General features: G+C 72.3%; 21 protein-coding genes and 2 pseudogenes. 6 read left to right on the top strand and 17 right to left on the bottom strand.

Annotation, left to right across the window (positions count from 1 at the left end):
- Positions 1-92 precede the first annotated feature (92 nt).
- From NFU81_RS10705 to NFU81_RS10695, 3 genes are all read left to right on the top strand, one after another.
- Positions 93-995, top strand: coding sequence for a FadR/GntR family transcriptional regulator (locus NFU81_RS10705; protein WP_251488017.1), 903 nt, complete (start codon positions 93-95; stop codon positions 993-995).
- A 256-nt stretch (positions 996-1,251) separates the two neighbouring features.
- Entirely contained in the window at positions 1,252-2,814 is a 1,563-nt protein-coding gene (locus NFU81_RS10700) for an RNA polymerase sigma factor (RefSeq protein WP_251488014.1), read from the top strand.
- Positions 2,815-2,926: 112 nt separating this feature from the next.
- Positions 2,927-3,796 (top strand): S1 family serine peptidase, encoded by an 870-nt coding sequence (locus tag NFU81_RS10695; RefSeq protein WP_251488010.1) that lies wholly within the window; start codon positions 2,927-2,929, stop codon positions 3,794-3,796.
- Positions 3,797-3,872: 76 nt separating this feature from the next.
- Here the strand turns inward: NFU81_RS10695 and NFU81_RS10690 are convergent, their stop codons facing one another.
- Entirely contained in the window at positions 3,873-4,103 is a 231-nt protein-coding gene (locus tag NFU81_RS10690; protein WP_033173880.1) for a DUF7455 domain-containing protein, read from the bottom strand.
- Between the two features lie 425 nt (positions 4,104-4,528).
- Between NFU81_RS10690 and NFU81_RS10685 the strand changes: the two genes are divergently transcribed.
- Positions 4,529-6,649, top strand: a complete 2,121-nt coding sequence (locus tag NFU81_RS10685) for a DNA gyrase/topoisomerase IV subunit B (protein ID WP_251488007.1) — start codon at positions 4,529-4,531, stop codon at positions 6,647-6,649.
- Between the two features lie 29 nt (positions 6,650-6,678).
- Here NFU81_RS10685 and NFU81_RS10680 read toward each other — a convergent pair.
- Positions 6,679-6,804: pseudogene (locus NFU81_RS10680) on the bottom strand (tyrosine-type recombinase/integrase); the annotation flags it as partial.
- Positions 6,805-6,862: 58 nt separating this feature from the next.
- Here NFU81_RS10680 and NFU81_RS10675 point away from each other — a divergent pair.
- Positions 6,863-7,174 (top strand): annotated as a pseudogene (locus tag NFU81_RS10675) (RtcB family protein); the annotation flags it as partial.
- Positions 7,175-7,231: 57 nt separating this feature from the next.
- Here the strand turns inward: NFU81_RS10675 and NFU81_RS10670 are convergent.
- On the bottom strand, positions 7,232-8,032 hold the full coding sequence (locus NFU81_RS10670) for an eCIS core domain-containing protein (RefSeq protein ID WP_251488004.1): 801 nt from the start codon (positions 8,030-8,032) through the stop codon (positions 7,232-7,234).
- 92 nt (positions 8,033-8,124) lie between these two features.
- On the bottom strand, positions 8,125-9,513 hold the full coding sequence (locus NFU81_RS10665) for a COG1470 family protein (RefSeq protein ID WP_251488001.1): 1,389 nt from the start codon (positions 9,511-9,513) through the stop codon (positions 8,125-8,127).
- Between the two features lie 197 nt (positions 9,514-9,710).
- Between NFU81_RS10665 and NFU81_RS10660 the strand changes: the two genes are divergently transcribed.
- Positions 9,711-10,337: a helix-turn-helix transcriptional regulator gene (locus NFU81_RS10660; RefSeq protein WP_251488164.1), complete on the top strand. Its 627-nt coding sequence runs from the start codon at positions 9,711-9,713 to the stop codon at positions 10,335-10,337.
- A 103-nt stretch (positions 10,338-10,440) separates the two neighbouring features.
- On the opposite strand, the gene NFU81_RS10655 is transcribed toward NFU81_RS10660, so the two are convergent.
- From NFU81_RS10655 to NFU81_RS10595, 13 genes are read right to left on the bottom strand one after another with little or no spacing between them, the layout of a single operon-like run.
- Entirely contained in the window at positions 10,441-11,601 is a 1,161-nt protein-coding gene (locus NFU81_RS10655) for a zinc ribbon domain-containing protein (protein ID WP_251487998.1), read from the bottom strand.
- On the bottom strand, positions 11,598-12,158 hold the full coding sequence (locus NFU81_RS10650) for a phage tail protein (RefSeq protein ID WP_251487995.1): 561 nt from the start codon (positions 12,156-12,158) through the stop codon (positions 11,598-11,600). The genes NFU81_RS10655 and NFU81_RS10650 overlap by 4 nt, the downstream gene beginning before the upstream one ends.
- Position 12,159: 1 nt before the next feature.
- Positions 12,160-14,124, bottom strand: a complete 1,965-nt coding sequence (locus tag NFU81_RS10645; protein ID WP_251487992.1) for a putative baseplate assembly protein — start codon at positions 14,122-14,124, stop codon at positions 12,160-12,162.
- Positions 14,121-14,528 (bottom strand): GPW/gp25 family protein, encoded by a 408-nt coding sequence (locus NFU81_RS10640; RefSeq protein WP_251487989.1) that lies wholly within the window; start codon positions 14,526-14,528, stop codon positions 14,121-14,123. The genes NFU81_RS10645 and NFU81_RS10640 overlap by 4 nt, the downstream gene beginning before the upstream one ends.
- Before the next feature lie 3 nt (positions 14,529-14,531).
- On the bottom strand, positions 14,532-14,804 hold the full coding sequence (locus tag NFU81_RS10635; RefSeq protein WP_251487985.1) for a PAAR domain-containing protein: 273 nt from the start codon (positions 14,802-14,804) through the stop codon (positions 14,532-14,534).
- Positions 14,805-14,825: 21 nt separating this feature from the next.
- Positions 14,826-16,691: a VgrG-related protein gene (locus tag NFU81_RS10630; RefSeq protein WP_251487981.1), complete on the bottom strand. Its 1,866-nt coding sequence runs from the start codon at positions 16,689-16,691 to the stop codon at positions 14,826-14,828.
- A 3-nt stretch (positions 16,692-16,694) separates the two neighbouring features.
- Positions 16,695-17,498 carry a LysM peptidoglycan-binding domain-containing protein gene (locus NFU81_RS10625; protein ID WP_251487979.1) on the bottom strand — a complete coding sequence of 268 codons (804 nt, stop codon included), beginning with the start codon at positions 17,496-17,498 and terminating at the stop codon, positions 16,695-16,697.
- Positions 17,499-17,502: 4 nt separating this feature from the next.
- Positions 17,503-17,934, bottom strand: a complete 432-nt coding sequence (locus NFU81_RS10620) for a phage tail protein (RefSeq protein WP_031525793.1) — start codon at positions 17,932-17,934, stop codon at positions 17,503-17,505.
- 48 nt (positions 17,935-17,982) lie between these two features.
- Complete coding sequence (locus tag NFU81_RS10615) at positions 17,983-19,692, bottom strand: hypothetical protein (protein WP_251487976.1); 1,710 nt, start codon at positions 19,690-19,692, stop codon at positions 17,983-17,985.
- A gap of 39 nt (positions 19,693-19,731) precedes the next feature.
- Positions 19,732-19,872: a DUF6760 family protein gene (locus NFU81_RS10610; protein WP_199923532.1), complete on the bottom strand. Its 141-nt coding sequence runs from the start codon at positions 19,870-19,872 to the stop codon at positions 19,732-19,734.
- Complete coding sequence (locus NFU81_RS10605) at positions 19,869-20,330, bottom strand: hypothetical protein (RefSeq protein ID WP_251487974.1); 462 nt, start codon at positions 20,328-20,330, stop codon at positions 19,869-19,871. The genes NFU81_RS10610 and NFU81_RS10605 overlap by 4 nt, the downstream gene beginning before the upstream one ends.
- Positions 20,330-20,773 carry a phage tail protein gene (locus tag NFU81_RS10600; protein WP_251487971.1) on the bottom strand — a complete coding sequence of 148 codons (444 nt, stop codon included), beginning with the start codon at positions 20,771-20,773 and terminating at the stop codon, positions 20,330-20,332. The genes NFU81_RS10605 and NFU81_RS10600 overlap by 1 nt, the downstream gene beginning before the upstream one ends.
- Before the next feature lie 53 nt (positions 20,774-20,826).
- Complete coding sequence (locus tag NFU81_RS10595) at positions 20,827-22,353, bottom strand: phage tail sheath family protein (RefSeq protein WP_251487970.1); 1,527 nt, start codon at positions 22,351-22,353, stop codon at positions 20,827-20,829.
- Between the last annotated feature and the right edge of the window lie 153 nt (positions 22,354-22,506).

The raw sequence follows: 22,506 nt of genomic DNA, 5'->3' as shown, positions 1-22,506 counted from the left end.
AACGTCAATTATCAGGTGATGAGCGCTCACCCTTTCGTGTGCTTTTCAGCAAAGCCCTCAAGGCTCGCATCGGCATCGCCGACAAAGGATGCGTGAGTACCCTTGCGCACACCATGATGACCGCGGCTCGATCCGCCGACTCCGGCATGGCCGGCCCGGGCGAGCTGGACCGCTACTCGTATGCCGACGCCCCCGGCGGCGACCGCCCAGGACTCGGCTCCTGGGACGGTATGGACCCGGACATGGGCCGCGTGGGCCGCCGTGCGGGCGGCAGCCGCGGCCGCGGACTGCACGGCCAACTCGTCCAGCAGCTCGGACAGATGATCGTCTCCGGCGATCTCGGCGCCGACCGCCCGCTGGTGCCGGAGGAGATCGGCCAGCGGTTCGAGGTCTCCCGCACCGTGGTGCGCGAGTCCCTGCGGGTCCTTGAGGCCAAGGGCCTGGTCAGCGCCCGGCCCAACGTCGGCACCCGGGTCCGGCCGGTCAGCGACTGGAACCTGCTCGACCCCGACATCATCGAATGGCGCGCCTTCGGGCCGCAGCGCGACGAGCAGCGCCGCGAGCTGCTCGAGCTGCGCTGGACCATCGAACCGCTCGCCGCCAGACTCGCGGCCGGCCACGGCCGCGAGGACGTCCAGCAGCGGCTGGCCGACATGGCCGAGATCATGGCCCACGCCGCGGCCCAGGGCGACGCGCTCACCTTCACGCGCGCCGACGTGGAATTCCACACCCTGCTGCTGCAGGTCGCGGGCAACCGCATGCTGGAGCACCTGTCCGGGATCGTGTCGTCCGCGCTGCACGTCTCCGGTGGCCCGGTCACCGGCTGCGAGCGGCCGGGCGACACCTCGGTGGGGCTGCACCACCGCATCGTCGACGCCCTCGCCGAGGGTGACGGCGGCACCGCGGAGGCGGCGATGCGCCAGCTGCTCGCCGTCCCTTCCGAGCAGGCGGCCGCTCCCGCCGACCATGTCGTCCCCGCCCCCCGCGAGCACTGACCGCCCCGCCCGGCCGCCGCGGACCCGCCCCCCAGCCGGGGCCTGCGGCGGCCCGCGCGTGTCACATGTCCGACTTTGCCGCTGATCTGCACAATTTGGGGTGTGACTCGGGCCACGTAAGCTGGGCGTAACGCCAGGCGAGGCAGTGCGATGACTTAAGAGGTGGCGGCCGTACGAGGAATATTCGGCGTCGATCTTGACGCTGAGTCGCTCTGCGGTTCCACCGAGTCGTTCCCATCGTTCCGAGAGGTTGTTCGTGTCGGCCAGCACATCCCGTACGCTCCCGTCCGAGATCGCCGAGTCCGAGTCTCTGATGGCGCTCATCGAGCAGGGTAAGGCCCAGGGGCAGATCGCAGGCGACGACGTGCGTCGGGCGTTCGAAGCGGACCAGATTCCGGCAACCCAGTGGAAGAACGTTCTGCGCAGCCTCAACCAGGTCCTCGACGAGGAGGGTGTGACGCTGATGGTGAGTGCCGCTGAGGCGCCCAAGCGCACCCGTAAGAGCGTCGCAGCCAAGAGCCCGGCGAAACGTACTGCCACCAAGACGGTCGCCACCAAGGCGGCCCCTGCCAAGAAGACCGTAGCGCCCAAGGCCCCCGCTTCCGAGGCGGTGGCCGAGGCCGAGACCACGGTGGAGCCATCGGTGGAGGCGGAAAACCCAGCAGCCAAGAAGGCGCCCGCGAAGAAGGTCGCCGCGAAGAAGACGGTCGCCAAGAAGGCCCCCGCGAAGAAGGTGGCGTCCAAGAAGTCCGCCGGCGAGGACGAGGCGGTCGAGGCAGAAGAGGGTATCGAGGACGCCGCTCCCGGCAAGGCCGGCGAGGACGAGGCCGAGAAGACGGAGTCCGAGAGCTTCGTGCTCTCCGACGACGACGAGGACGACGCGCCCGCGCAGCAGGTCGCGGTCGCCGGCGCCACCGCCGACCCGGTCAAGGACTACCTCAAGCAGATCGGCAAGGTCCCGCTGCTCAACGCCGAGCAGGAGGTGGAGCTGGCCAAGCGCATCGAGGCGGGCCTCTTCGCGGAGGACAAGCTGGCGGCGGCCGACAAGCTCGCCCCCAAGCTCAAGCGCGAACTGGAGATCATCGCCGAGGACGGGCGCTGGGCCAAGAACCACCTGCTGGAGGCCAACCTCCGGCTGGTCGTCTCGCTGGCCAAGCGCTACACCGGCCGCGGCATGCTCTTCCTGGACCTGATCCAGGAGGGCAACCTGGGCCTGATCCGTGCGGTCGAGAAGTTCGACTACACCAAGGGCTTCAAGTTCTCCACGTACGCCACCTGGTGGATCCGGCAGGCGATCACCCGCGCGATGGCCGACCAGGCCCGCACCATCCGTATCCCGGTGCACATGGTCGAGGTCATCAACAAGCTGGCCAGGGTGCAGCGCCAGATGCTCCAGGACCTGGGTCGCGAGCCCACTCCGGAGGAGCTGGCCAAGGAACTCGACATGACCCCCGAGAAGGTCATCGAGGTCCAGAAGTACGGCCGCGAGCCGATCTCCCTGCACACCCCGCTGGGCGAGGACGGCGACAGCGAGTTCGGTGACCTGATCGAGGACTCCGAGGCGGTCGTGCCCGCGGACGCGGTGAGCTTCACGCTTCTGCAGGAGCAGCTGCACTCGGTGCTGGACACCCTGTCCGAGCGCGAGGCCGGCGTGGTCTCGATGCGCTTCGGCCTGACCGACGGGCAGCCCAAGACGCTGGACGAGATCGGCAAGGTCTACGGCGTCACGCGAGAGCGGATCCGGCAGATCGAGTCCAAGACGATGTCCAAGCTGCGGCATCCGTCGCGCTCGCAGGTGCTGCGCGACTACCTCGACTGACCTCCGCGATCCGCCGCCCTGCCCTGCGGGGCGGCGGATCTCTGCGGATGCGGCCTCCGGCCCTATCGATGACTCTGGGTATCCAGAGGAATTCACAGGGTCAGGAGGCCGCATGCATGTCCCCATCCGCACCCGCCCGCGTCGCCGCGCCGTGGGCGGCCGCCGTGCAGTGATAGCCGTGGCGGCCCTGCTGCCGGCGCTCGCCGTCCCCCTGGCGGCGCCCGCGGCCCCGGCCGCCGCCAACGGAGTCGTGGTCGGGGGCGCACCGACCACCACCGGCAGCGAGCCGTGGGTGGTGGCGCTCACCAGCCGGCAGCGATTCGGCTCGGCCAGATCCGGGCAGTTCTGCGGCGGTGTGGCGGTCGGGCCGCGTACGGTCGTCACCGCGGCACATTGCTTCGGCCAGGAGGCGCTCGGCGTCACCGACTGGCGGAAGGTCCCCGATCTGCGGGTCATCTCCGGGCGTACGGATCTCAGCGGGTCGGCGGGACAGGAGCTGCCGCCGGCCGACGTGTGGGTCAACCCGGACTTCGACGCCGCCACCAACGCCGGCGACGTCGCCGTGATCACGCTGTCGCAGGCACTGCCCGGCGGAGCCGTCATCCCGATGGCCGGACCCGCGGACACCGCGCTCTATACGGCGGGGACCCACGCGCAGGTCTACGGCTGGGGGGACACGACGGGCACGGGGGCCTATCCGGTGTCGCTGCGGTCGGCCACGGTCGACGTCCTGGCGGACACGGTGTGCGAGAAGGCTTACCCGGGCAACGCCGACGGTACGTATATGCGCGCATCCATGGTGTGCGCGGGGGTTTCAGGCGGGGGCAAGGACGCCTGCCAGGGCGACAGCGGCGGTCCGCTGGTCGCGGAGGGCAAGCTCATCGGCCTGGTCTCCTGGGGGACAGGCTGCGCGGAAGCAGCCTTCCCCGGGGTGTACACGCGCGTCTCCGCGGTGTCCGCGCTGGTGTCCCAGCACATGTGACGGGAAAGCCTGCGGGCGGACACCCCCTCATGGGGTCCGTCCGCCCGCAGGTCCGAGCTGTCGCTGGTGCGACGTGTCAGCGCTCGTCATCTCCCGCCGACGCCGGGGGGTCGGTAAGCCGTCCGGTCTCGTCCTGTATTTCTGCAGCGATCTTCTTGAGTTCCGGCTCGAACTTGCGGCCGTGGTGCGCGCAGAAAAGCAGCTCTCCGCCACTGATGAGCACGACACGCAGGTAGGCCTGAGCGCCGCAGCGGTCGCAGCGGTCTGCCGCTGTCAGCGGACTCGCGGGGGTCAGAACAGTAGTCACGTCGCCTCTTCTCTAGCTCGACGAGCTGTCGTACCAGGGTCAACATCCAACCAGGCCGAAAACGTTCCCGCTGACGACTTTTCCTCGAAAACGGGCCTCGGGATGACTGGGTGTGACCGATTGGCGGCGAATAGGAGTTTTTTCGTCAGATGTTGCTTGTGGGGCTTTTGGTGTGCTTGTCCACATCTGGCCCCGACCGGCTTGCCGGGGTGTTGGTGAGGACGTGCCCGGAGCCTAAATGGTTCATGCCTCTTTGGGAACGTGACATGTGTATCACTCGCGCGGGTGATCGAACACATGCTCGAACGAGACTAGGATGGAGGCCCGAATACCGGGTGGCGGCGTGGCCGCCGCCGCTGACCTCGGTACCCTCTCACCGATACGGCTGAAGACCTTCAGGCCATCCAGATCGAGGAGTTGTCCGCGTGACCGCCGAAACATCCGTGCCGTCCTCCGCGCTGCTGACGGGCGCCGATCGCGACGGCTCCAACTACACTGCGCGGCACCTGCTCGTTCTCGAGGGGCTCGAAGCGGTTCGCAAACGGCCCGGCATGTACATCGGCTCGACGGACAGCCGCGGCCTCATGCACTGCGTCTGGGAGATCATCGACAACTCGGTGGACGAGGCGCTGGGCGGCCACTGCGACTACATCGAGGTGATCCTCGGCGAGGACGCCTCCATCGAGGTCCGGGACAACGGCCGGGGCATCCCGGTGGACGTCGAGCCCAAGACCGGACTGTCCGGCGTCGAGGTCGTCATGACCAAGCTGCATGCAGGCGGCAAGTTCGGCGGTGGCTCGTACGCCGCCTCCGGCGGTCTGCACGGCGTCGGCGCGTCGGTGGTCAACGCGCTGTCGGCCCGCCTCGACGTGGAGGTCGACAGGAGCGGCCACACCCACGCCATCAGCTTCCGGCGCGGGGTGCCCGGCTCGTTCAGCGGCGCGGGTCCCGACGCCGCCTTCGACCCCGCCAGCGGCGTCAAGAAGGCCAAGAAGGTCCCTCGCACCCGTACCGGCACCCGCGTGCGGTACTGGGCGGACCGGCAGATCTTCCTCAAGGACGCCAAGCTCTCGCTGGAGACCCTGCACCAGCGCGCCCGGCAGACCGCGTTCCTCGTCCCCGGCCTGACCATCGTGGTGCGCGACGAGCGCGGCATCGAGTCGGACAAGCCGGTCGAGGAGACATTCCACTTCGACGGCGGCATCAGCGAGTTCTGCGAGTTCCTGGCACCGGACAAGCCGATCTGCGACGTCCTGCGCCTCACCGGAAGCGGCACCTTCAAGGAGACCGTGCCGGTCCTGGACGACCGCGGCCACATGACGCCGACCGAGGTCACCCGAGAACTGGGCGTCGACATCGCCCTGCGCTGGGGCACCGGATACGACACCACCGCCCGCTCGTTCGTCAACATCATCGCCACGCCCAAGGGCGGCACCCATGTGACGGGCTTCGAGCGCTCCGTGACCAGGACGATGAACGAAGCGCTGCGTGCGGCGAAGCTGCTGCGGGTCGCCGAGGACGACATCGTCAAGGACGACGCCATGGAGGGCCTGACGGCCGTCGTCACCGTACGGCTCGCCGAGCCGCAGTTCGAGGGGCAGACCAAGGAGGTGCTCGGCACCTCGGCCGCCAACCGGATCGTGGCCACCGTGGTCGCCAAGGAGCTGAAGGAGTTCCTGACCTCCACCAAGCGGGACGCCAAGGTCCAGGCACGCGCGGTGCTGGAGAAGGCCGTCGCCGCCGCCAGGACCCGTATCGCGGCCCGCCAGCACAAGGAGGCGCAGCGCAGGAAGACGGCGCTGGAGACCTCCTCGCTGCCGGCCAAGCTCGCCGACTGCCGCAGCGACGACGTCGAGCGCAGCGAACTGTTCATCGTGGAGGGCGACTCGGCGCTCGGCACCGCCAAACTGGCCCGCAGTTCGGAGTTCCAGGCCCTGCTGCCGATCCGCGGGAAGATCCTCAACACCCAGAAGTCGTCGGTCTCCGACATGCTCAAGAACGCCGAGTGCGGCGCGATCATCCAGGTCATAGGAGCCGGCTCCGGGCGCACCTTCGACATCGACCAGGCGCGCTACGGCAAGGTGATCTTCCTGGCCGACGCCGACGTCGACGGCGCCCACATCCGCTGCCTGCTGCTGACCCTCTTCCAGCGCTACATGCGCCCGATGGTCGAGGAGGGCCGGGTCTTCTCCGCGGTCCCCCCGCTGCACCGCATCGAACTCGTCCAGCCCAAGAAGGGCCAGGACAAGTACATCTACACCTACTCCGACAGCGAACTGCGCCAGACCCTCCTGGACCTCCAGCGCCGCAACGTCCGCTACAAGGACGGCATCCAGCGCTACAAGGGCCTCGGCGAGATGGACGCCAACCAGCTGGCAGAGACGACGATGGACCCCCGCCACCGCACCCTCCGCCGGATCAACATCAGCGACATCGAAGCGGCAGAACAGGCCTTCGACCTTCTGATGGGCAACGAGGTGGCCCCCCGCAAGGAGTTCATCACCAACTCTGCCACGACGCTCGACCGCTCGAAAATCGACGTCTGACCTGCGGCTTTGCAGCCGAGCGGTGGGGGGGTGCAGATGTTCAGCGTCATCGCCGCGTTGGTGTGGCCGAGGCGCTCGGAGACGGTCTTCACGGACTCGCCGTGCTTGATGAGCAGGCTGGCGTAGTGGTGCCGCAAGACGTGCGGCCCGACGCCCGCCCCGCACCACGAGGCCCGTGCGGCAGCCAACCACCCCAGGTGCACACGAAAGGCCGGCGTGGCCCAGGCCCTGCCGCACAACAAGGGCCTGGTCGACTGCGAGCTCGCCGTGTTCGTCGCGGACACCCCGCGGATGGCGGCGTACCGCAACGACCTGTTCTGGGCGCAGGAGTACGCCAAGCGCAACCGCGCGCTGATGATGGGCCTGCTGCAGGACGTAGACGCGCGGGGTGGAGTGCCGCAGGGACTCCGGGGTCGTCGACGAGACCCGGGCGCGTACAAGCCGATCGAGAAGGTCATCGACCAGCAGCGCGGCCTGGTCGAGGTGGTGGCCAAGCTCAAGCAGGTCGTCTGCGTCAAGGGCTGAGCCGCGGAAGGGGCCGGGCTCTCCGGGGAGGGGGCGCGGACGGCGGGGGAAGAGGCGTCAGCTTTCGGGCGGCGCTTCTTCCTCGTCCTCCTTGTCGCCCTTTTCCTGCTCCGGCGCCCGCTGGACGGCCGCCGCCGCGTCGTCCTCCTCGCGCTGGACGGCCGCTCCCGCCGGGACGGCCGCCGGGGGCGCGGGTTCCGCCGGCCGGGCGGCGGGGGAGGGCGCGGCCATGACGCGCTCGGCGTTGGCCGACGCCTCCTGCTCGAAGCGGTCGGAGGGGTTGCTCACGCGGATGCCGCCGGCGGCCTCGGTGCCGTCGACCGGGCCCTGCCGCTGCTGCATGACGTGCGTCAGCTCGTGGGCGAGCGTGGTGCGGCCGGCGTCGGACGCGGTGTCGTAGGCGTCGCGCTGGAAGACGATGTTGTTGCCGACGGTGTAAGCGCGGGCGCCGACCTCGGTCGCGGAGGCGTGCGCGCCGGAACCGGTGTGCAGGCGGACGTCGCCGAAGTCCGCGCCGAGCCGGGACTCCATGTCCGTACGCGTCCCTGCGTCCAGGGGCTCGCCGCCCCCACCGCCGACGACGTCGTGCACGGACGACCGCGGTGCGGGCTCGGGCGCCTCCGCGTGGTCCTCGTCCTCGTGCCGGCGCTCGCGCTGGAGCACCGCGCCCACCCCGCTGTTGCCGACGAGCCGCTGGAGCACGCCCATGCCGGCGGTGCCGACCACGTCCGTGCGGCCCGCGGCCGCCGCCCTGAGCAGATGGGGCAGGGCCGCCTGCTGCGCGTCGGCGTCCGCGTTCTGCCGCTGGGCGCCGTCCTGCTCGTGGTCGTGCTCAGGGCCGTGGTCGTGCGCTCGCATGCCGGCTCCTCCCGGAGGGTGTCGTACGAGGGGTGATGCGGGTGATGCGGGTGGTGCGGTTCTCGTGGGCCTTGCGGGTCGTGCGCGCCCGGTCAGCGCCTGGGGCTCTGGAGGGTGCCGCCGAGGAAGAGGGACTCCGTGCACTGCGAGGGGACGGGCGCCTTGACCGGGCGGCCGACCTCGCGGCAGCCGACCGTCAGCGTGGCCCTGCCGCCCGCCGGGATCACGATCGGCGTGACGAAGTGGTAGTCGGAGGAGCGGAAGTCCTCCAACGCCAGACTGAGGATCTGCCCGTCCGCGGTGGCGACCACGAGGGTGCCCGCGTCGCCCTGCGGGTTCTGCACCAGGATGTCCGTGACGTTGAAGCTTTTGCCGCTCGCGACGGTGTAGGAGGCCGACTTGGTGCCCCCGCCGACCGAGTCCTTGGCGCTGATGCGGGCGCTGGTCGGCACTCCGGCCGCGGCGTTCGTGCCGCTCGCCGGGTTGGCGCCGCCCGCGCTGCCCGCGCTGCCCGCCGTGCTGCCGGTGCCCGCGGAGGTGCCGCCCCCGGTCGCCGCCGGGGCGGTCGTGCCGGTGCCCGCGGTGGTGCCCGTACCCGCCGTGGCACCGGCGGTGGAGCCCGCGGAGGTGCCGGTCGTGGTGCCTACGGCGGTCGTCCCCGGGGTGGCGGACGCGGCGCTGGCGATCGACTCGGGCGTGATGGCGTCGCGCGCCGCGGACCGTACGGTCGGACGCAGCAGCCCGTACCAGAGACCGACGAGGACGCCCGCGAGGAGCACCGTGGTGATGATCGCGCGCGGCAGCCAGCGCGGCAGGACGGCCTGCTGCTCGTAGGTGCCGTCGAGGACGGCGGGTGGGCGGGCGCTGCCGTCCGGCGCGGGCTCCGGCGTGACCAGGACCTGGAAGGAGTGCGTCGCGGGCGCGCCGCGCCAGATCCGGCGTACCGGACGGGCGCTGAGACGGGCGAGCTTCGTCTCGCCGCAGGGGATGGTCAGTTCGGCGGGGTCCAGCACGAACCTCACGCGCTCGCCCATGCCCTGGGCTGCCAGCGCGATGGTCAGCGGGGTGTTGCCCCGGTTGTCGACCGCGGCCTCGTGCCGGCCGCGCCACGCGCTCTGCGAGGTGCGCGGCACCAGTTCGGCGGAGAGGTCGGTGAACAGCATGACCTCCAGCGGCCGTTCGGCGACGACCGGCAGGTTCGCGTCGCTCGTGGGCACCAGCCGCAGGCCCAGCGTCGTGGCGCCGGGGGCGGTGCCGGGCGCGCGCGGCGGGCGGACGTGCACCTGCGCGCTGCCCGAGGCACCCGGGTAGAGCGACAGCCGCTCGGGCTCCACCGTGGTCCACGCGGCGCAGGGGCCGACGGGTTCGAGGTGCAGCTCCTCGACGGTGGTACCGGAATTGGCCACCTGTACCAGCAGCGCCACGTCATCGCCAGGTTCCACGGCGACGGCACCCTCGTCGAAGCTCGCCGAAATACTCATACGCGCCACCGTAGGCGCGGAAGTTTTCCCTCCGGAGTGGCCGTGCAGGAAGTCTTTCGGGCAGGAATGGGTTCGCTTTGAGTCATCCTTCGTCGCGTCAGGGAATATCGGGATGACAGAACGGGAACTCCAGATGCCGGCAGTGCACGTCAGGAGACTGAGAATTGTGCACGAAAGGGGGAGGGACCGTGAAGGAAATGAGTGTTGATCGGATCGCCGTCGATCTTCGGACGTGGGATCCGATCTCGCAGGCCGGGGTGGCGAGCCAATTGCGGCTGCGGCCTGAAGTCCGCCTGCTCGACCGAGATCCCGAGGCGGCGTCCGTCGTCGTGGCGGTCGTCGACGCCGTGGACGACGAGGTGCTCGGTATGCTGCGGCAGATCCACCGGGCGGGGAGCCCGCGCGGGGTGCTCGTGGTGACCCTCATCGACGAGAATCAGCTGCTCAAGGCGGCGGAGTGCGGCTTCATCGGGGTGATCCGCCGCTCCGAGGCCTCGCCCGCGAAGCTCGTGGAGGTCATCGGCGCGGTCGCCCGCGGCGAGGGGTACGTTCCCGCGGACCTGCTGGGCGGGCTGCTGGTACAGGTCGGCCGCTTCCAGGGCGAGCGGACGAATGCGCACGGGCTGAATCTCAGCCGGCTCAACGAACGGGAGATCGAAGTGCTGCGGCTCGTGGCCGAGGGGTGCAGCACTGCGGATATCGCCCTGAAACTCGCATATTCCGACCGCACGATCAAGAACATTCTGCACTCGGTGATGACCCGGCTGAATTTGCGGACGCGTTCGCAGGCGGTCGCTTACGCGATGCGTCAGGGGCTGATCTGACGGACCGTTCGCCGGTGATCGTTTTTCCGTGGCCGACCCGGAAAACGATCACCGGTCGCCGTTCCCGGCTCGACGGCCGCAGGTCATGGATTGACGGAATCGGTCACTGGCGCCCGAAGAACTCCACTTCCGCAATGGCCAGCCGGTGGCGGCCGGTCGCGCCGTAACTGGCGTCGGTGGTGAGGCGGACCTTGGTGACGTCCGAGGCGTGGACCTCGAAGGTCTGCGGGCCCGCCTGGTCGTGCAGCGTGACCGTGTGCGTGGTCGGGCGGCCCGCGGTGTCGTAGAAGGTGAGGGTGATCTTCGACGGGCGGGCCTGCATGAGGAAGGTGCCGTCGTCCGCCGAGCAGCCCGGGGTGATCAGGATCGTCACCAGGCGCACGGCGTGCGGGAACCCGGCCTCCACGTACTGGCCGGCGCCCGCGCCCGGGGCGGCCGGCGCCCAGTAGCGGTTCGCGTAGCCGTCGAAGGCCATGTCCGCCGGGTGCGCGGGTTCCGCGGTGGACGCGGTCGCGGTGTTCGGGTGCAGCGGCGCCGGCTTCGCCGACCGGTCCTGGATGTTCGAGACCAGGTCGGAGAGCTGGACCCGGACCAGCCAGCCCACGAGGGCGAGCACCACGACCACCGCCGGCCACACCACACGCGGGCGCAGCCTGCGCCGGGTGCGGGTGTGCGGGCGGTACCCCGCGGCGACGGTACGCTCCGGGCGCCGCAGCCGCCGCCACCACGGCGGCCGCGCCTCGGGTACGGGCGCGGGCGCCGTCGGGGCCGGGGCGACCGGGTCGAGCACCGCGCCGCACCGCCCGCACAAGTGCCGGTCCGCCGGGTTGGCGGCCCGGCAGCGCGGGCAGGGCCGGTCCGGCGGCCGCGCCGACTCGGCGGCGGGCTGCTCCGTGCCGACGTCGAAGAAGCCCGTCACCGGCTGCGGCCGGTCCATCCGCTCGCCGGGCCGCCGGGCCGCGGCCGCGTCCGGCACGACGGGCCCGCTCCGCGGATCGGGCGGCGGCAACGGCGGCGGCACGGGCTCGTACCGCTGCGGCGGCGGCCCGAACCCCTGCGCGGGCGGTTGCGGTGGGGGTGCGGGCTCCGGCAGCGCCGCGGGCGGGGGGCCGTACCCCTGCGGCGGGGGCCGGTGGTGGGCGTCCGGGTCGGGCGGCGGGTCCGCAGCGGATTCGGGGGCCGGGTCCCATGCCAGGAAGGCCTGGCAGGCGGCGCAGAAGCGGGTGCCCGGGGGGTTGTCGTGGCGGCAGGTGGGGCAGATCATGACGACCCCCCGGCGGAGTCGAGGGGGAGGATCTCGATCCGGTACGTGACGTGCGCGGGCACCTCCGACGCGACGAGGGTGTCCAGCGCCGCCCGGTCGATCTGCGCGGGGTCGGCGACCAGCAGCCGTACCGTCACCCGGGCGCCGGGCGTGCCCGGCAGGGCGGTGCCGGGCCGCGGGGACCACGCGGTGCCGCCGTTCTCCCGGATCTCCGGTTCCGTGCCGGTCGCCCGGCGGACCGCCTGGACCAGCCCGCGCCGGGTGCCGCGGATGCGGTGCTGGCCGACGGCCGCGGCGATGACCTCGCGGCGCAGCGCCTCGGGCCGCTCCTGGTCCTGCTGGACGGCCGCCCACTGGCCCAGCCACGCGAGGAAGTCGGCGGGCGCGGTGCCGGTGCTCAGATGAGCGTCGAGGTTGTCCAGGACGAGCAGGTCGGGCGCGACCACCTCGTCCAGCGCGGCGAGGAAGCGGTGCAGGAAGTCCTGCTCCTGGTAGACCGCCGGGAGCCGGTCGATGAGCGGGTGCGGGCTGGGCAGCCCGGGGATGGCCGAGCGCATGTCATCTCACCTGCACCTGGACGTCGTGGCTGTAGCTGAACACCAGCGAGTTCGGGGCGAGTTCGAGCCGGTCGACGGGGTCGGTGCGCTCGCCGGTGTACGGGTCGGCGGGGAAGAGCTTGACGTCCTCGACGAGTTCGACGCCCGGCACGCGCTGGAGGACCGCGAAGACCTCGCCGGCGTGGACGGGCCGCCCGAAGGGCCAGCCCTGGTCGTCGGTGCCGCCGGTGAGCGGGCTGAAGTGGTGGTAGAGCGCGGCGAGCGCGGCGTCCCGCAGCGGCCCGGTGGGCGTGCCCGGCACCGCCTGCACCCGCGCGGCGACCGTCATGCCCTGGTAGAAGGGCGGTTCGACGTTGAGCCGGGTGCCGATCGGGCAGCGGTCGTGCAAGTAGGAGGCGATCGAGGAGAGCATGTCGGTGGGCGGCTCCAGTTCGGGGAAGTCGATGCGGCCCTGCGCGTCGCCGCGCCCCGCCGGGACGACCAGCAGCCGCACCCCGCCCGCCGCCTCTTCCGGGTCCTCCCCGGAGGCGGCCGCGGACAGGCAGCGCACCCGGGCGACTCCCGGCGCGACCTCGCGGGCGAGCCGCTCGTAGTCCTCGGCGACGACCGCGCGGTGCAGGGTGCGCAGGGTGAGCGGGCCGCGCACCCGGGCGTTGGCGACGGTCTCGCCGTCGACCCCGCCGACCGCCGCCCGGCGGTTCTCGACCCGCGCCACGAAGGGCACGGAGCTGCGCATGATCCGCAGCGACCCGCGCGAGACGTTGCCGCGCCGCCCGCCGCCGGTACGGTAGCCGCGCACCCGCACCGTCGCGTCCTTCGGCGGCACTGCGCCGAACAGCCTTACCGTTCCGTCCGGTTGGTGCACCGCCGGGCCGAAGTCGACGCGCCCGGAGCCGGGGTCGAGGGTGAAGTGCCGGTCGGACCAGGTGGAGTGCGCGAAGTCGTCGACCTGCTGCCAGCGCGCCCACCCGTCGCCCTCGGCGACCTCGACGACGAAGGGCGCCCCGGTCGGCTCCACGGGTGGCCGGGCGACGTAAAAGGTCTGCCCGGGCAGCCCCTCGGCCGCCCCCAGCACCTCGGCGGCGACGCTCTCGGCGTGCAGCGCCTCCACCGTCCCGCCGATCGTGAACGCGCTCGCCTGCCGTACGGTCGGCGGCGCCACGTACGTCGGCCGGCCCTGCCCCGCCGGGACCAGCCGGCAGCGCACCCAGCCCGCGGTGACGCCCGCACGCACCGCGGCCGCGTGGCCCTCGGGGACGTGCAGGACGACCTCGCCGGCCTTGTTGAAGCCGCCCGTGTCGTCCTTGTCCACCTCGCACGGCAGCCACTCGTCCCCGCACAGCGCCTCCCAGCGCAGCGGCGGGTCGGTCGGGTCGACGCCCACACCGTGCACCTGGCAGTCCAGCCGCAGCACGACCGCGCAGCCGGGCACCGCCGCCGACAGCCCGACGTACAGGCAGTCGCCGGGCTGCGGGGTGGCGCCGAAGCACGGCACGTCCCGGCCGAGGCGCAGCTCGGCTGTGCGGTCGGTGATCGAGCCGCCCGCCGTGCCCGTCGCCAGGTATGCCCGCTCGCACGGCACGACCGCGAGGTCGCGGGCGGTGCTGAAGACCACCGCCTCCTGGGTCTCGGTGCGCACGGTCGCGACCTGGGTGCCCGCCGGGACGCGCACCGTGTCAGGCTGCGGCGCCGACAGCCAGAGCGTCACGTCCGTGCGGGCCGCGGTCGGCGGGAAGAGCCGCACCCCGATGAGGTCGAGGAAGGCCAGGTAGTTCTTCTCCGGCACCCTGTTGAGCCGGTAGATGAGCTGGTCGACCATCGTGGCGAAGGCCTCGATGAGCGTCACCCCCGGGTCGGAGACGTTGTGGTCGCTCCATTCCGGGCAGCGCTGCTGCACCAGCTGCTTGGCCTGGTCGACCAGTTGCTGGAAGGTGCGGTCGTCCAGGTTCGGGGCCGGCAGTGTCATTCGCCCTCCTGGTGCTGCGGGATCACGTAGAACGGGAAGACGAGGTTGCGCGGGTCGTTCGCGCCGCGCACGCAGTAGCCGACCTCCAGGTAGAGCACGCCCTTGTCGGCCTCGTCGAAACGCACCGCCACCTCGGCGACGTCGATGCGCGGTTCCCAACGGTCGAGCGCGAGCCGTACCTCGTAGGCGAGTTGGCCCGCGGTGCCCGCGTCGGCCGGCGCGAAGACGTAGTCGCCGAGCGCGCAGCCGAACTCGGGCCGCATCGGGCGCTCGCCCGGCGAGGTGGACAGGATCAGCCGGATCGACTCGGCGATCTCCCGGTCGTCGCGGACCAGCGCGATGCCGCCGGTCGCGTCGGTGTGCGGCGGGAAGGCCCAGCCCGCGCCGATGAACTCCTGCCCCATGGCTCAGCCTCCGATCAGCACGGTCGGGCAGCCCGCGACGACGGGCGAGCCGCATCCGGCGGTGTCGCCGACCCGGGCGGCGCGCCGCCCGCCGATGAGCACGGACGTGCTGCCCGGCCCCTGTATCGCGGACGGCGCGTGCAGCGGCGTCCCGCACGTGTGCGGGGTGCCGACGACCGCGGCGGCCCGGCCGCCGATCAGCACGGAGGCCACGCCGGGGCCGCTGATCACCCCGCCGTGCCCGGTCGCGTCGCCCATCCGGGCCGCTGCTGCCATCCGCTCCTCACCCCTGTGACGTCAGTTGATACGGACCATCGGTGCGGTCACCGACAGCGAGCCGTTGCTGCGGATGTCGGTGCGCTCGGTGCCGTCCACCGTCACCTGCCGACCCTGCACCGAGACGGCCGCCTCGGTGGTGAGCGACATTGCGCCCGACCCCGCCTGGAGCACCAGGCCCGAGCGCGCGGCGACCTCGACCACGTCCCCGGCGAGCCGCAACCGGCCCTTCCCGGCGTCGAGTTCGACACCGTCGGCCGCCTTCACCGAGACCTGCGAGCCCGCCTCGATCGCGACCGAGCCGTCGCTGTGCACGGTGATCGCGGTCTGCTGCCGGTCGAGCGTCAGATGCGTCTTGCCGTCGCCGGTCACCAGCCGGACGCCCTGCGGGCCGCCGGCGGTGTCCAGCAGTTCGAGCTTGTTGCCCTCGCGGGAGGCCAGCGCCCGCCGGTTGACCGCGCCGCTCGTCGGGTCGACGGCGTGCCCGCTGCCGCCCTGCGCCGCCGCGGGCTTGTCCTTGCCGTTGAAAAGCCCGCACAGCACGTACGGCGCTTCGAGCCGGCCCTGCTCGAAGCCGGCCAGGACCTCCTCGCCGACCTCGGGGATGAACGCCTCGCCGCCGCCCGTGCCGCCGGCCTGGCCGCAGCGCGCCCAGTCGCTGGTGTAGTCGTCCGACAGCCACGGGAAGCGCACCTTGACCCGGCCCAGGCCCTGCGGGTCCTGGGTGTCCGTGACGGTCGCATTGACCAGCCCGAAGCAGCGGCCGTCCGCCGCGGGCCCGCCGCCCGGCTCGCCCGACAGGCCGTAGAGCGAACGGTCCTGCCCGCCGGTCACGCCGATCCACGTCTCGTAGCCGCTGAGCGGATCGAAGACGTGCCGGACCGACGTCACCGTGTAGCCGCCCTCGAAGGGGGCGCCGACCCCGGCGAGCGTCACCGTGCTGCCCGCGCGGATCTCCGGGTTGCCGCGGACCACCGCGTCCAGTTCTGCGAACGACCCGGCCACGCGCGCCGCCAGCGCCTTCGCGGCCTGGTCGACGTGCGCCTGGTCGCCGTAGGCGGTGTCGCTGACCAGCAGGCTCGCCGGGCCGAAGGGGCGGGTGACGTCCGCGGCCGTCACGCCGAGCCGCAGCGTGCCGGACGTCCCGGCATCCGCGTGGCCCACCAGCGGCTGCTTGGTCTGCACGTCCCAGCCGCGCACCTCGACCTCGGTGACCTGCTCGGCCGCCGACACCGACGCCCGGCAGCGCAGCAGGTTGTCGCCCATCTCCAGCACCAGCGGGTCGCGCGTGGCCCGCGCGGTCACCGCGGGCGCCCCGCCCGCGCCGGGCGGCGCCGTCACGTTGAGCTTCCCGTCCTCGACGTAGACCTGCGCGCCCGCCTGCTCGGCGAGGGAGCGCAGGAACGCCCAGTCGGTGACGTTCGGCTGCACGACGTGCTCCAGCACCGGCCCCGCCACGTCGATCGAGCCCGGCCGCAGCCCCGCCCGCTGGGCGACCTGCGTGCAGATGTCGGACAGCGTCATGTTCTGGTAGCCCGCGACCCGGCGGCCGCGGAAGAGCCGGTAGGAGTCGTCCGTGCCGCGCACCACTGTGAAGGTGCCGCCGTCGTCGATCTCCAGCTCCAGGGCCGTGACCGCGCCCGTCAGCAGCGGCTTCGTGGTCGGCGGCCCGCCCGCCGCCGCCCGCAGCCGCACCTGCGTGCCGACCGCGATGCCCGCCTTCGCGAGCAGCACGCGACCCGGGTCGCGGAAGCGCAGCAGGAACGTTCCGGGCAGGGTGCGGCTGCCGTCCACGGACGCCTCGACGAGCGTGTCGCCGAGCCCCGCGGGCAGCGGCCGGCCGCCGAACTCCATCACCAGCGTCTTCGCGACGCTCTGGCCGACCACGGGTCACGCCCCGCCGCTGCCGTTGCCATAACTTGCGCGCCCCGCCTGGCGCAGCCGGTCGATCTCCTCGACCGCGGGCAGCAGCAGCTCCCGCCCGTGCGCGAGCCGGATCGGGTCGTCGATGCCGTTGGCCTCGGCGATCACCCGCCAGGCCGCCGGGTCCCCGTACTCGCGCCACGCGAGCACCGCGAGGGTGTCGCCGCTGCTCACCTTGTGCACGCGGTGCGGGTGCAGCGCGCCCGACGTCGGGTTCTGGCCAGGGGTGTCACCGCTGATCTCCTCCATCGTGACCTGGCAGACCGCCCGGATCGGCACCCCGGAGGTCGTGAAGAGCGTGTAGTTCGCCTGCACCTGGCTGACGTAGCCGGGGAAGCCGGTGAGGCCGCCCCAGTGGAAGACCACCCACGGCGGCGACGCGCGCTTCTGCTGCCGCGTCTGCCCGGTCGGCACGCAGCACGAGAAGAGCTGCTCGACCGTCTTCACGACGCTGGTGTCGTGCGTGTCGCTGGCGTCCAGGAACATCTCGACCGTCAGCTTGCTGGGCTGCGGCCCCTGGTACTCGGGCGGGCCCGCGCTCTTGGCGCCCTTGGCGGGCGTACGGTTCCAGGTCGCCGCCTTGGTCAGGCTCAGCTCCTTGGGGTTGAACTGGAAGTCGATCCGCCCGCACGCCGGGCCCGGCGTCAGGCTGCCGCCCGGCGGCGGGGTGCGCATCTCCAGGTAGGCGTGCTCCAGCTTGGGGCGCGCACCGCCCGCCGCCCCCGCCGCGGTGCTCGCGCCCGTCGCGCTGAACGCCACAGGACTGCTCATCGCGTCAGCTCCCCATCACGTAGCCGTGGTGGGCGATCTCGATCGTCTCCACCGCGACCTTCGGCGACTCCGGGCTGAACGACGGCCCGCTCCACCGCACCGGCACCACTTCGAGCAGGCCCCACTGCGCCACGACGTGGCCGTCGGCGGTGCGCGCCTCGATGTGTGCGGTGCGGCGCTTGATGCCCGTCGTCATGCTCGCGAACCACTTCGCGACCTTCTCGGTGTCGCGCGTCAGCGGCCGGGAGAGCTTGACGTTGGAGTAGCGCAACCGGGTGGGCAGCTGCCACGACAGGCTGTTGTTGCCGCCCTCCTCCCGCGTCTCCAGAACCACCTCGCAGCCGAGCCCGTCGCAGGTGTTGAACGAGCCGAGCTCGATGCCGTCGACGGTCACGACGAAGCAGACGCTGACCGCGGGGTCATCGGTGACCGACATGACATCACTCCTTCTGTTGCCGGTAGGGCCTTGTCAGTGGCGGGTGATTCAGTGACGGGTGTTGATGAGGAAGCCGACGCGTTCGCGGTCGCGCCGCAGCTCGTCCTTGAGCAAGCGGCTCAGCCGCGGGAAGAGGGCGCGGACGAGGGCGTCGTCGACGTGCTGGGCGGCGCCCTCCGCGTCGGGCTTCTGTGCGGGGTCGGCGGGCTTGCTGGTGGTCGTGGCCGCGGGCCCGCCCGGGTCGGGGGCGGCGCTCGCGGAGTCGGCCGCGTCGGACCCGTCGGATACGGGGGAGGGGGCGAACTCGGGATCCGTCGTGACGGGGGCGGGGTCGGGCGCGCGCTGGACGGCGAGGGCGGTGGGGGACGGCGCGGTGAACACCACGGAGCCGTCCGCCGTGCGCTGGGCTACGCCCGCCGCGATCGCGACCGAACCGGCGTCCGTCCAGGGGCGGTTGGCGGCAGCGCGGCGACGCTCGGGGTGCGGTGGGGGCGGCGGGTTCGGGCCAACGGGTGCGGTGCCGGTGGAGCGCTGGACGTAGGGGGTCGCGGGGGCGGCGGTGCGGCGTGCCGGCTCGTCCGGTGCCTCGGTGGCCCAGCGCGCGACCACCGGCTGCTCCGGGTCGGGCGCGGGCGTCGTGGTGGTTTCCGGGCTGCCGGTGCGCGCGAAGAGCGGGACGGGGCGCTCGCCGACCAGCCCCGTCATGCGCTCGGGCCCGGACGCATGCGGCGGCGGAGGGTGCGGCAGGTCCGCGGGGAGGCGCTGCACCCCGACCAGGGCCAGGGGGTCGCGGAGGGCTTGCGCGGTGCCGGGCGCCGCGTCCGGGTCGGGGGCGGCGCCCGGTTCGGCGGCGTTGTCCCCCGGGGGGAGCAGGGGGTTGTCGCCGAGCAGCGGGCCTTCCGCCGGGGAGTCCGCCGGGGCCGGGGCGTCGTGCGCTTCCGGGGCCTGCGGGGCCTCGGGCTCGGGCCGTGCGGGCGCGGGCGTGGAGCGGGCGGCAGGCCCGCGCGCGGTCGGCGGCAGCCCCGGGAGGGGCTCGCCGATGCCGAGGTGCTGGGGGGGCCGGACCGCGGGCTGCTCCGTCGTCCGCTGCACGGGCGGGGTGGCGGGCCGCGGCAGAGGCGGGGCCTCGGGGTGGGCCGAGCGCTGGACCGCGGGCGGGGCCGGGGGCTCGGCACCGGAGGGCGGTACGAGCGGCGGCACGGGCAACTCCCGTACCGGCTCCGGCTCCCGTACGGAGGAGAGCTCGTCCCCTGCGGGCACGGTGTCCGGCGGGGTGAGCGGCCGTACGGCGACGGGTTCGGCGGCGGCGCCCCCGGCCACCTCGCGGGGTGCCGGGAGGGACGTCAACGGACCGCCGTCCAGGACGCGTTGCAGCGCCACCGCCGGGTGCGTGCCCGTACGGCCCGAAGTCGGCGGCGCCCAGGTGCGCGTGCCCTGCTCCGCCGCCTCCGGGGCCGCAGCGGGCGGCGGTTCGGGGGACGCGGACGCGACGTCGTACAGCATCCCGGACGGCGCCTCGGGGCTCACCAGGTGGCCCAGCGGGCGGGACAGCGAGACGTCCTGCCAGGTGTCGAGGGACGCGCGGAAGCCGCCGGGCTCGGTGATCAGGCCGAGGTCGTCCGCGGTGCGCTGGATCGGCGGCAGGTCGCGCCACGCCTCCCCGCCGCGCCTCCCGCCGGCCGCAGGGTCCGCGGCGGCCGCGAGCCCTGCGTTCGGTCGGTGGCGGCTTCCGCCGCCGAGCCATGACAGCAGTCCCACCCCGTGTCCCTCCCTTCCCGCTCAGCGGCTGTGCCCGGCTCAGCCGCTGAGCTGTGCCGCGTGCCTGACGTACCGGAGCCGGTCGGCGTGCTCCAGATCGAGGATCTGGTCGAGCGGCCAGTGCAAGTGGTAGGCGAGGTACGCGACTTCCTCGTGGATACGGTCGGCCGCGTACGTCACGATTCCCCCAGGCGACCACCGCCGCCGGACAGCTCCACCGCGAAGTCCTCCCGGCACGCCGGGCAGGTGACGCGGGCGCGCGTGTGGCCCTCGGAGTTGATCCGTCGGTAGAAGTCCTGGAGGAAGGCCAGGTCGGACGCGAAGAGGTCCTCGATGACGCCCGGGTGCACGTCCTCGACCGTCCCGATCCGTACGACCACCCGGGAGATCAGTACCACCGACAGATACGCCGAGTTCTCCCGCACCCGGTCGTCGCGCAGCGGCACCAGCTCGTCGCGTGCCGTCGCCAGCCGCATCACGCCCGAGCGGTGCACCTTGCCCGACTCGTCGACGTAGCCGCGCGGCAGCTCGAAGGCGAACTCCGTGCGCAGCTCGCCGCCCTGGCCGCTGTCCGGCGTTCCGGCGGCCCCGCCCTCCGCGCCGCGGGGAGCCGCGGCCGCGGCCGTGATCCGGCGCATCAGTCGAGTTCCACGCTCTCGTAGGTGATCGACAGCTTCTCGGTGAGTACCGAGGTGTCGCCCGCCTTGAGGGTGCTGATCTCCAGGGACTTGGGCCAGGCGTTGATCAGCTTGTACCGCTTGATCGGCAGGCCCTCGTAGTCGTAGACGATGATCGACCCGTTGCGCCGGGCGTTGGCCATCCTCCCGAACCGCGAGTCCTTGATCCACTTCTCGAAACTGTTGTCCTCGGTGAGACCGCGAGTGACCGTGACCTCACCCGCCTTGGGGCGGCCCGGCAGCTTCTTGATCGCGTACTTGCCGTCCGCGGTGTTCTGCTTCAGCTCGATGACGTCCTGCTCCATCTTCAGACCACTGACCTCGGTGATCCGCTTGATGAGGACGCTGTCGAACTCCAATCCGAACGAGTGCCCGACAGAGCTGTCGAGTTCGGGCAGCGGCATGTCCTGCCTCCTGTGGTCGCCTTCCGGCTACGGGACTTGGGGGTCTGCACGTCCTACTCGTCGACGGCGCCGGAGCCGGCCGACATCTGCGCGAGCCGGAAGACGACGAACTCCGCCGGCTTCACCGGGGCCACCCCCACCTCGCACACGACCTGTCCCACGTCGATCGCCTCCGGCGGGTTGGTCTCCGCGTCGCACTTGACGTAGAAGGCCTCGTCCGGCGTGAGGCCGAACAGGGCGCCCTTGCGCCACTCGTTGACCAGGAAGGCGGAGATCGTGCGGCGGATCTTGGCCCACAGCGCGTCGTCGTTCGGCTCGAAGACCGCCCACTGGGTGCCGCCCAGGATCGACTCCTCCAGGTAGTTGAAGAGCCGGCGCACGTTCAGGTAGCGCCACGACGGGTCCGACGACAGCGTGCGCGCGCCCCACACCCGGATGCCGCGCCCCGGGAAGACCCGCACGCAGTTGACGCCCGCCGGGTTCAGCAGGTCGTGCTCGCCCTTCGTAACCTGCGTCTGGAGCGCGACGGCGCCGCGTACGACCTCGTTCGCCGGGGCCTTGTGCACCCCGCGCGTCTCGTCGCTGCGCGCCCACACCCCCGCGATGTGGCCGCTCGGCGGCACGAAGCCGTCCCGGCCCACGGACGGGTCGAACACCTTGATCCAGGGGTAGTAGAGCGCCGCGTACTTCGAGTCGAACGCAGCCGTCCGCTCCCGCCACACCTTCACCTGCTGCGGGGTCATCGCGGGCGGCGGATCCAGGATCGCCACCCGGTCGCCCATCAGCTCGCAGTGCGTGACGATCGCCTGCTGCACCGAGATCAGCTGCTCGGCGTCGATCCGGCCGGACTGGTAGGCGCTCATCAGATCCGGGGCGGCCACCATGGTGACCTCCTCGACCGCTTCCAGGCCCGCCACGCCCGTCCGCTGCTCCGGGTCGCCGGTGTACGACGACGCCGACACCTCCAGCGGCTCCGGCGCGGCCGCAGGCACCGCCACCTGCTGCGCCTGCGGGCGCTGCGGCGCGGGCCCCTGCTGGCTCTCGGCCAGCGCGATGTACTGCGAGCGGGAGCGTACTTGCGTCGCCGCGTTGTCCTTGCTGCGCTTGGTGGTCAGCTTCGGGTACGTCTCCACGACCTCGCCGTCCCGCCGGACGACCAGCCCGAACGTGTCCTGCGGCGGGTCCTCGCCCTCCGGCTCCGTGACCTCCACCGTGATCTGCCCCGTGGCCTGCGGCAGCGCCCGCACCACGTACGGCCCCAGGCGCGCCGGCTCCCCGCCGGTCAGCTCGGCGGGCTCGTCCTGGGCGGCGGAGTCCGGTGCGCCGATACGGACGACGTAGCAGATGCCGCCGCCGTTCGCGAAGAAGCCGTAGACGGCGCCGGGGAGATACGCTCCCTCGGCGAAGTCGCCGAACACGCTCTTGAACTGCGTCCAGTTGCTGATCGGCGTCGGCTCGTGCAGTGGACCCTTGCGAGCGAACCCGATGAACGCGGCAACCGCGGTCCCGACCCCCTCGATGGGCCTCGACCCGGACTCCACCTCTTCGACGTAGACGCCCGGGGACAGGTACGACGGCATGCCACTCCCCCCTCGACCATGAGATACGGGAGGAAATCCTCCGGCGACCTCCCCTGCCGCGCACAGGATTTGGGCCGTACCGGCGACTCGACCTTGATGACCGAGAGGGCAGCCCGAACGGGGGAACCGAAGGGGCATCCCTTCCTTCCCCGA

Origin of the sequence: Actinacidiphila cocklensis (assembly GCF_907177275.1) — a bacterium.
In the GTDB taxonomy this organism is placed as follows: Bacteria; Actinomycetota; Actinomycetes; order Streptomycetales; family Streptomycetaceae; genus Actinacidiphila; species Actinacidiphila cocklensis.
This window is presented reverse-complemented; position numbering and strand designations above follow the sequence as displayed.

Excerpts from the sequence above, each read along its gene's own strand:
- NFU81_RS10665 (WP_251488001.1), bottom strand. The coding sequence starts at position 9,513 with ATGAGTATTTCGGCGAGCTTCGACGAGGGTGCCGTCGCCGTGGAACCT.
- NFU81_RS10635 (WP_251487985.1), bottom strand. The coding sequence starts at position 14,804 with ATGGCAGCAGCGGCCCGGATGGGCGACGCGACCGGGCACGGCGGGGTG.
- NFU81_RS10600 (WP_251487971.1), bottom strand. The coding sequence starts at position 20,773 with ATGCCGCTGCCCGAACTCGACAGCTCTGTCGGGCACTCGTTCGGATTG.
- NFU81_RS10645 (WP_251487992.1), bottom strand. The coding sequence starts at position 14,124 with ATGACACTGCCGGCCCCGAACCTGGACGACCGCACCTTCCAGCAACTG.
- NFU81_RS10670 (WP_251488004.1), bottom strand. The coding sequence starts at position 8,032 with ATGCGAGCGCACGACCACGGCCCTGAGCACGACCACGAGCAGGACGGC.
- NFU81_RS10650 (WP_251487995.1), bottom strand. The coding sequence starts at position 12,158 with ATGCGCTCGGCCATCCCCGGGCTGCCCAGCCCGCACCCGCTCATCGAC.
- NFU81_RS10605 (WP_251487974.1), bottom strand. The coding sequence starts at position 20,330 with ATGCGCCGGATCACGGCCGCGGCCGCGGCTCCCCGCGGCGCGGAGGGC.
- NFU81_RS10655 (WP_251487998.1), bottom strand. The coding sequence starts at position 11,601 with ATGATCTGCCCCACCTGCCGCCACGACAACCCCCCGGGCACCCGCTTC.
- NFU81_RS10695 (WP_251488010.1), top strand. The coding sequence starts at position 2,927 with ATGCATGTCCCCATCCGCACCCGCCCGCGTCGCCGCGCCGTGGGCGGC.
- NFU81_RS10620 (WP_031525793.1), bottom strand. The coding sequence starts at position 17,934 with ATGTCGGTCACCGATGACCCCGCGGTCAGCGTCTGCTTCGTCGTGACC.
- NFU81_RS10660 (WP_251488164.1), top strand. The coding sequence starts at position 9,711 with ATGAGTGTTGATCGGATCGCCGTCGATCTTCGGACGTGGGATCCGATC.
- NFU81_RS10640 (WP_251487989.1), bottom strand. The coding sequence starts at position 14,528 with ATGGGGCAGGAGTTCATCGGCGCGGGCTGGGCCTTCCCGCCGCACACC.
- NFU81_RS10625 (WP_251487979.1), bottom strand. The coding sequence starts at position 17,498 with ATGAGCAGTCCTGTGGCGTTCAGCGCGACGGGCGCGAGCACCGCGGCG.
- NFU81_RS10595 (WP_251487970.1), bottom strand. The coding sequence starts at position 22,353 with ATGCCGTCGTACCTGTCCCCGGGCGTCTACGTCGAAGAGGTGGAGTCC.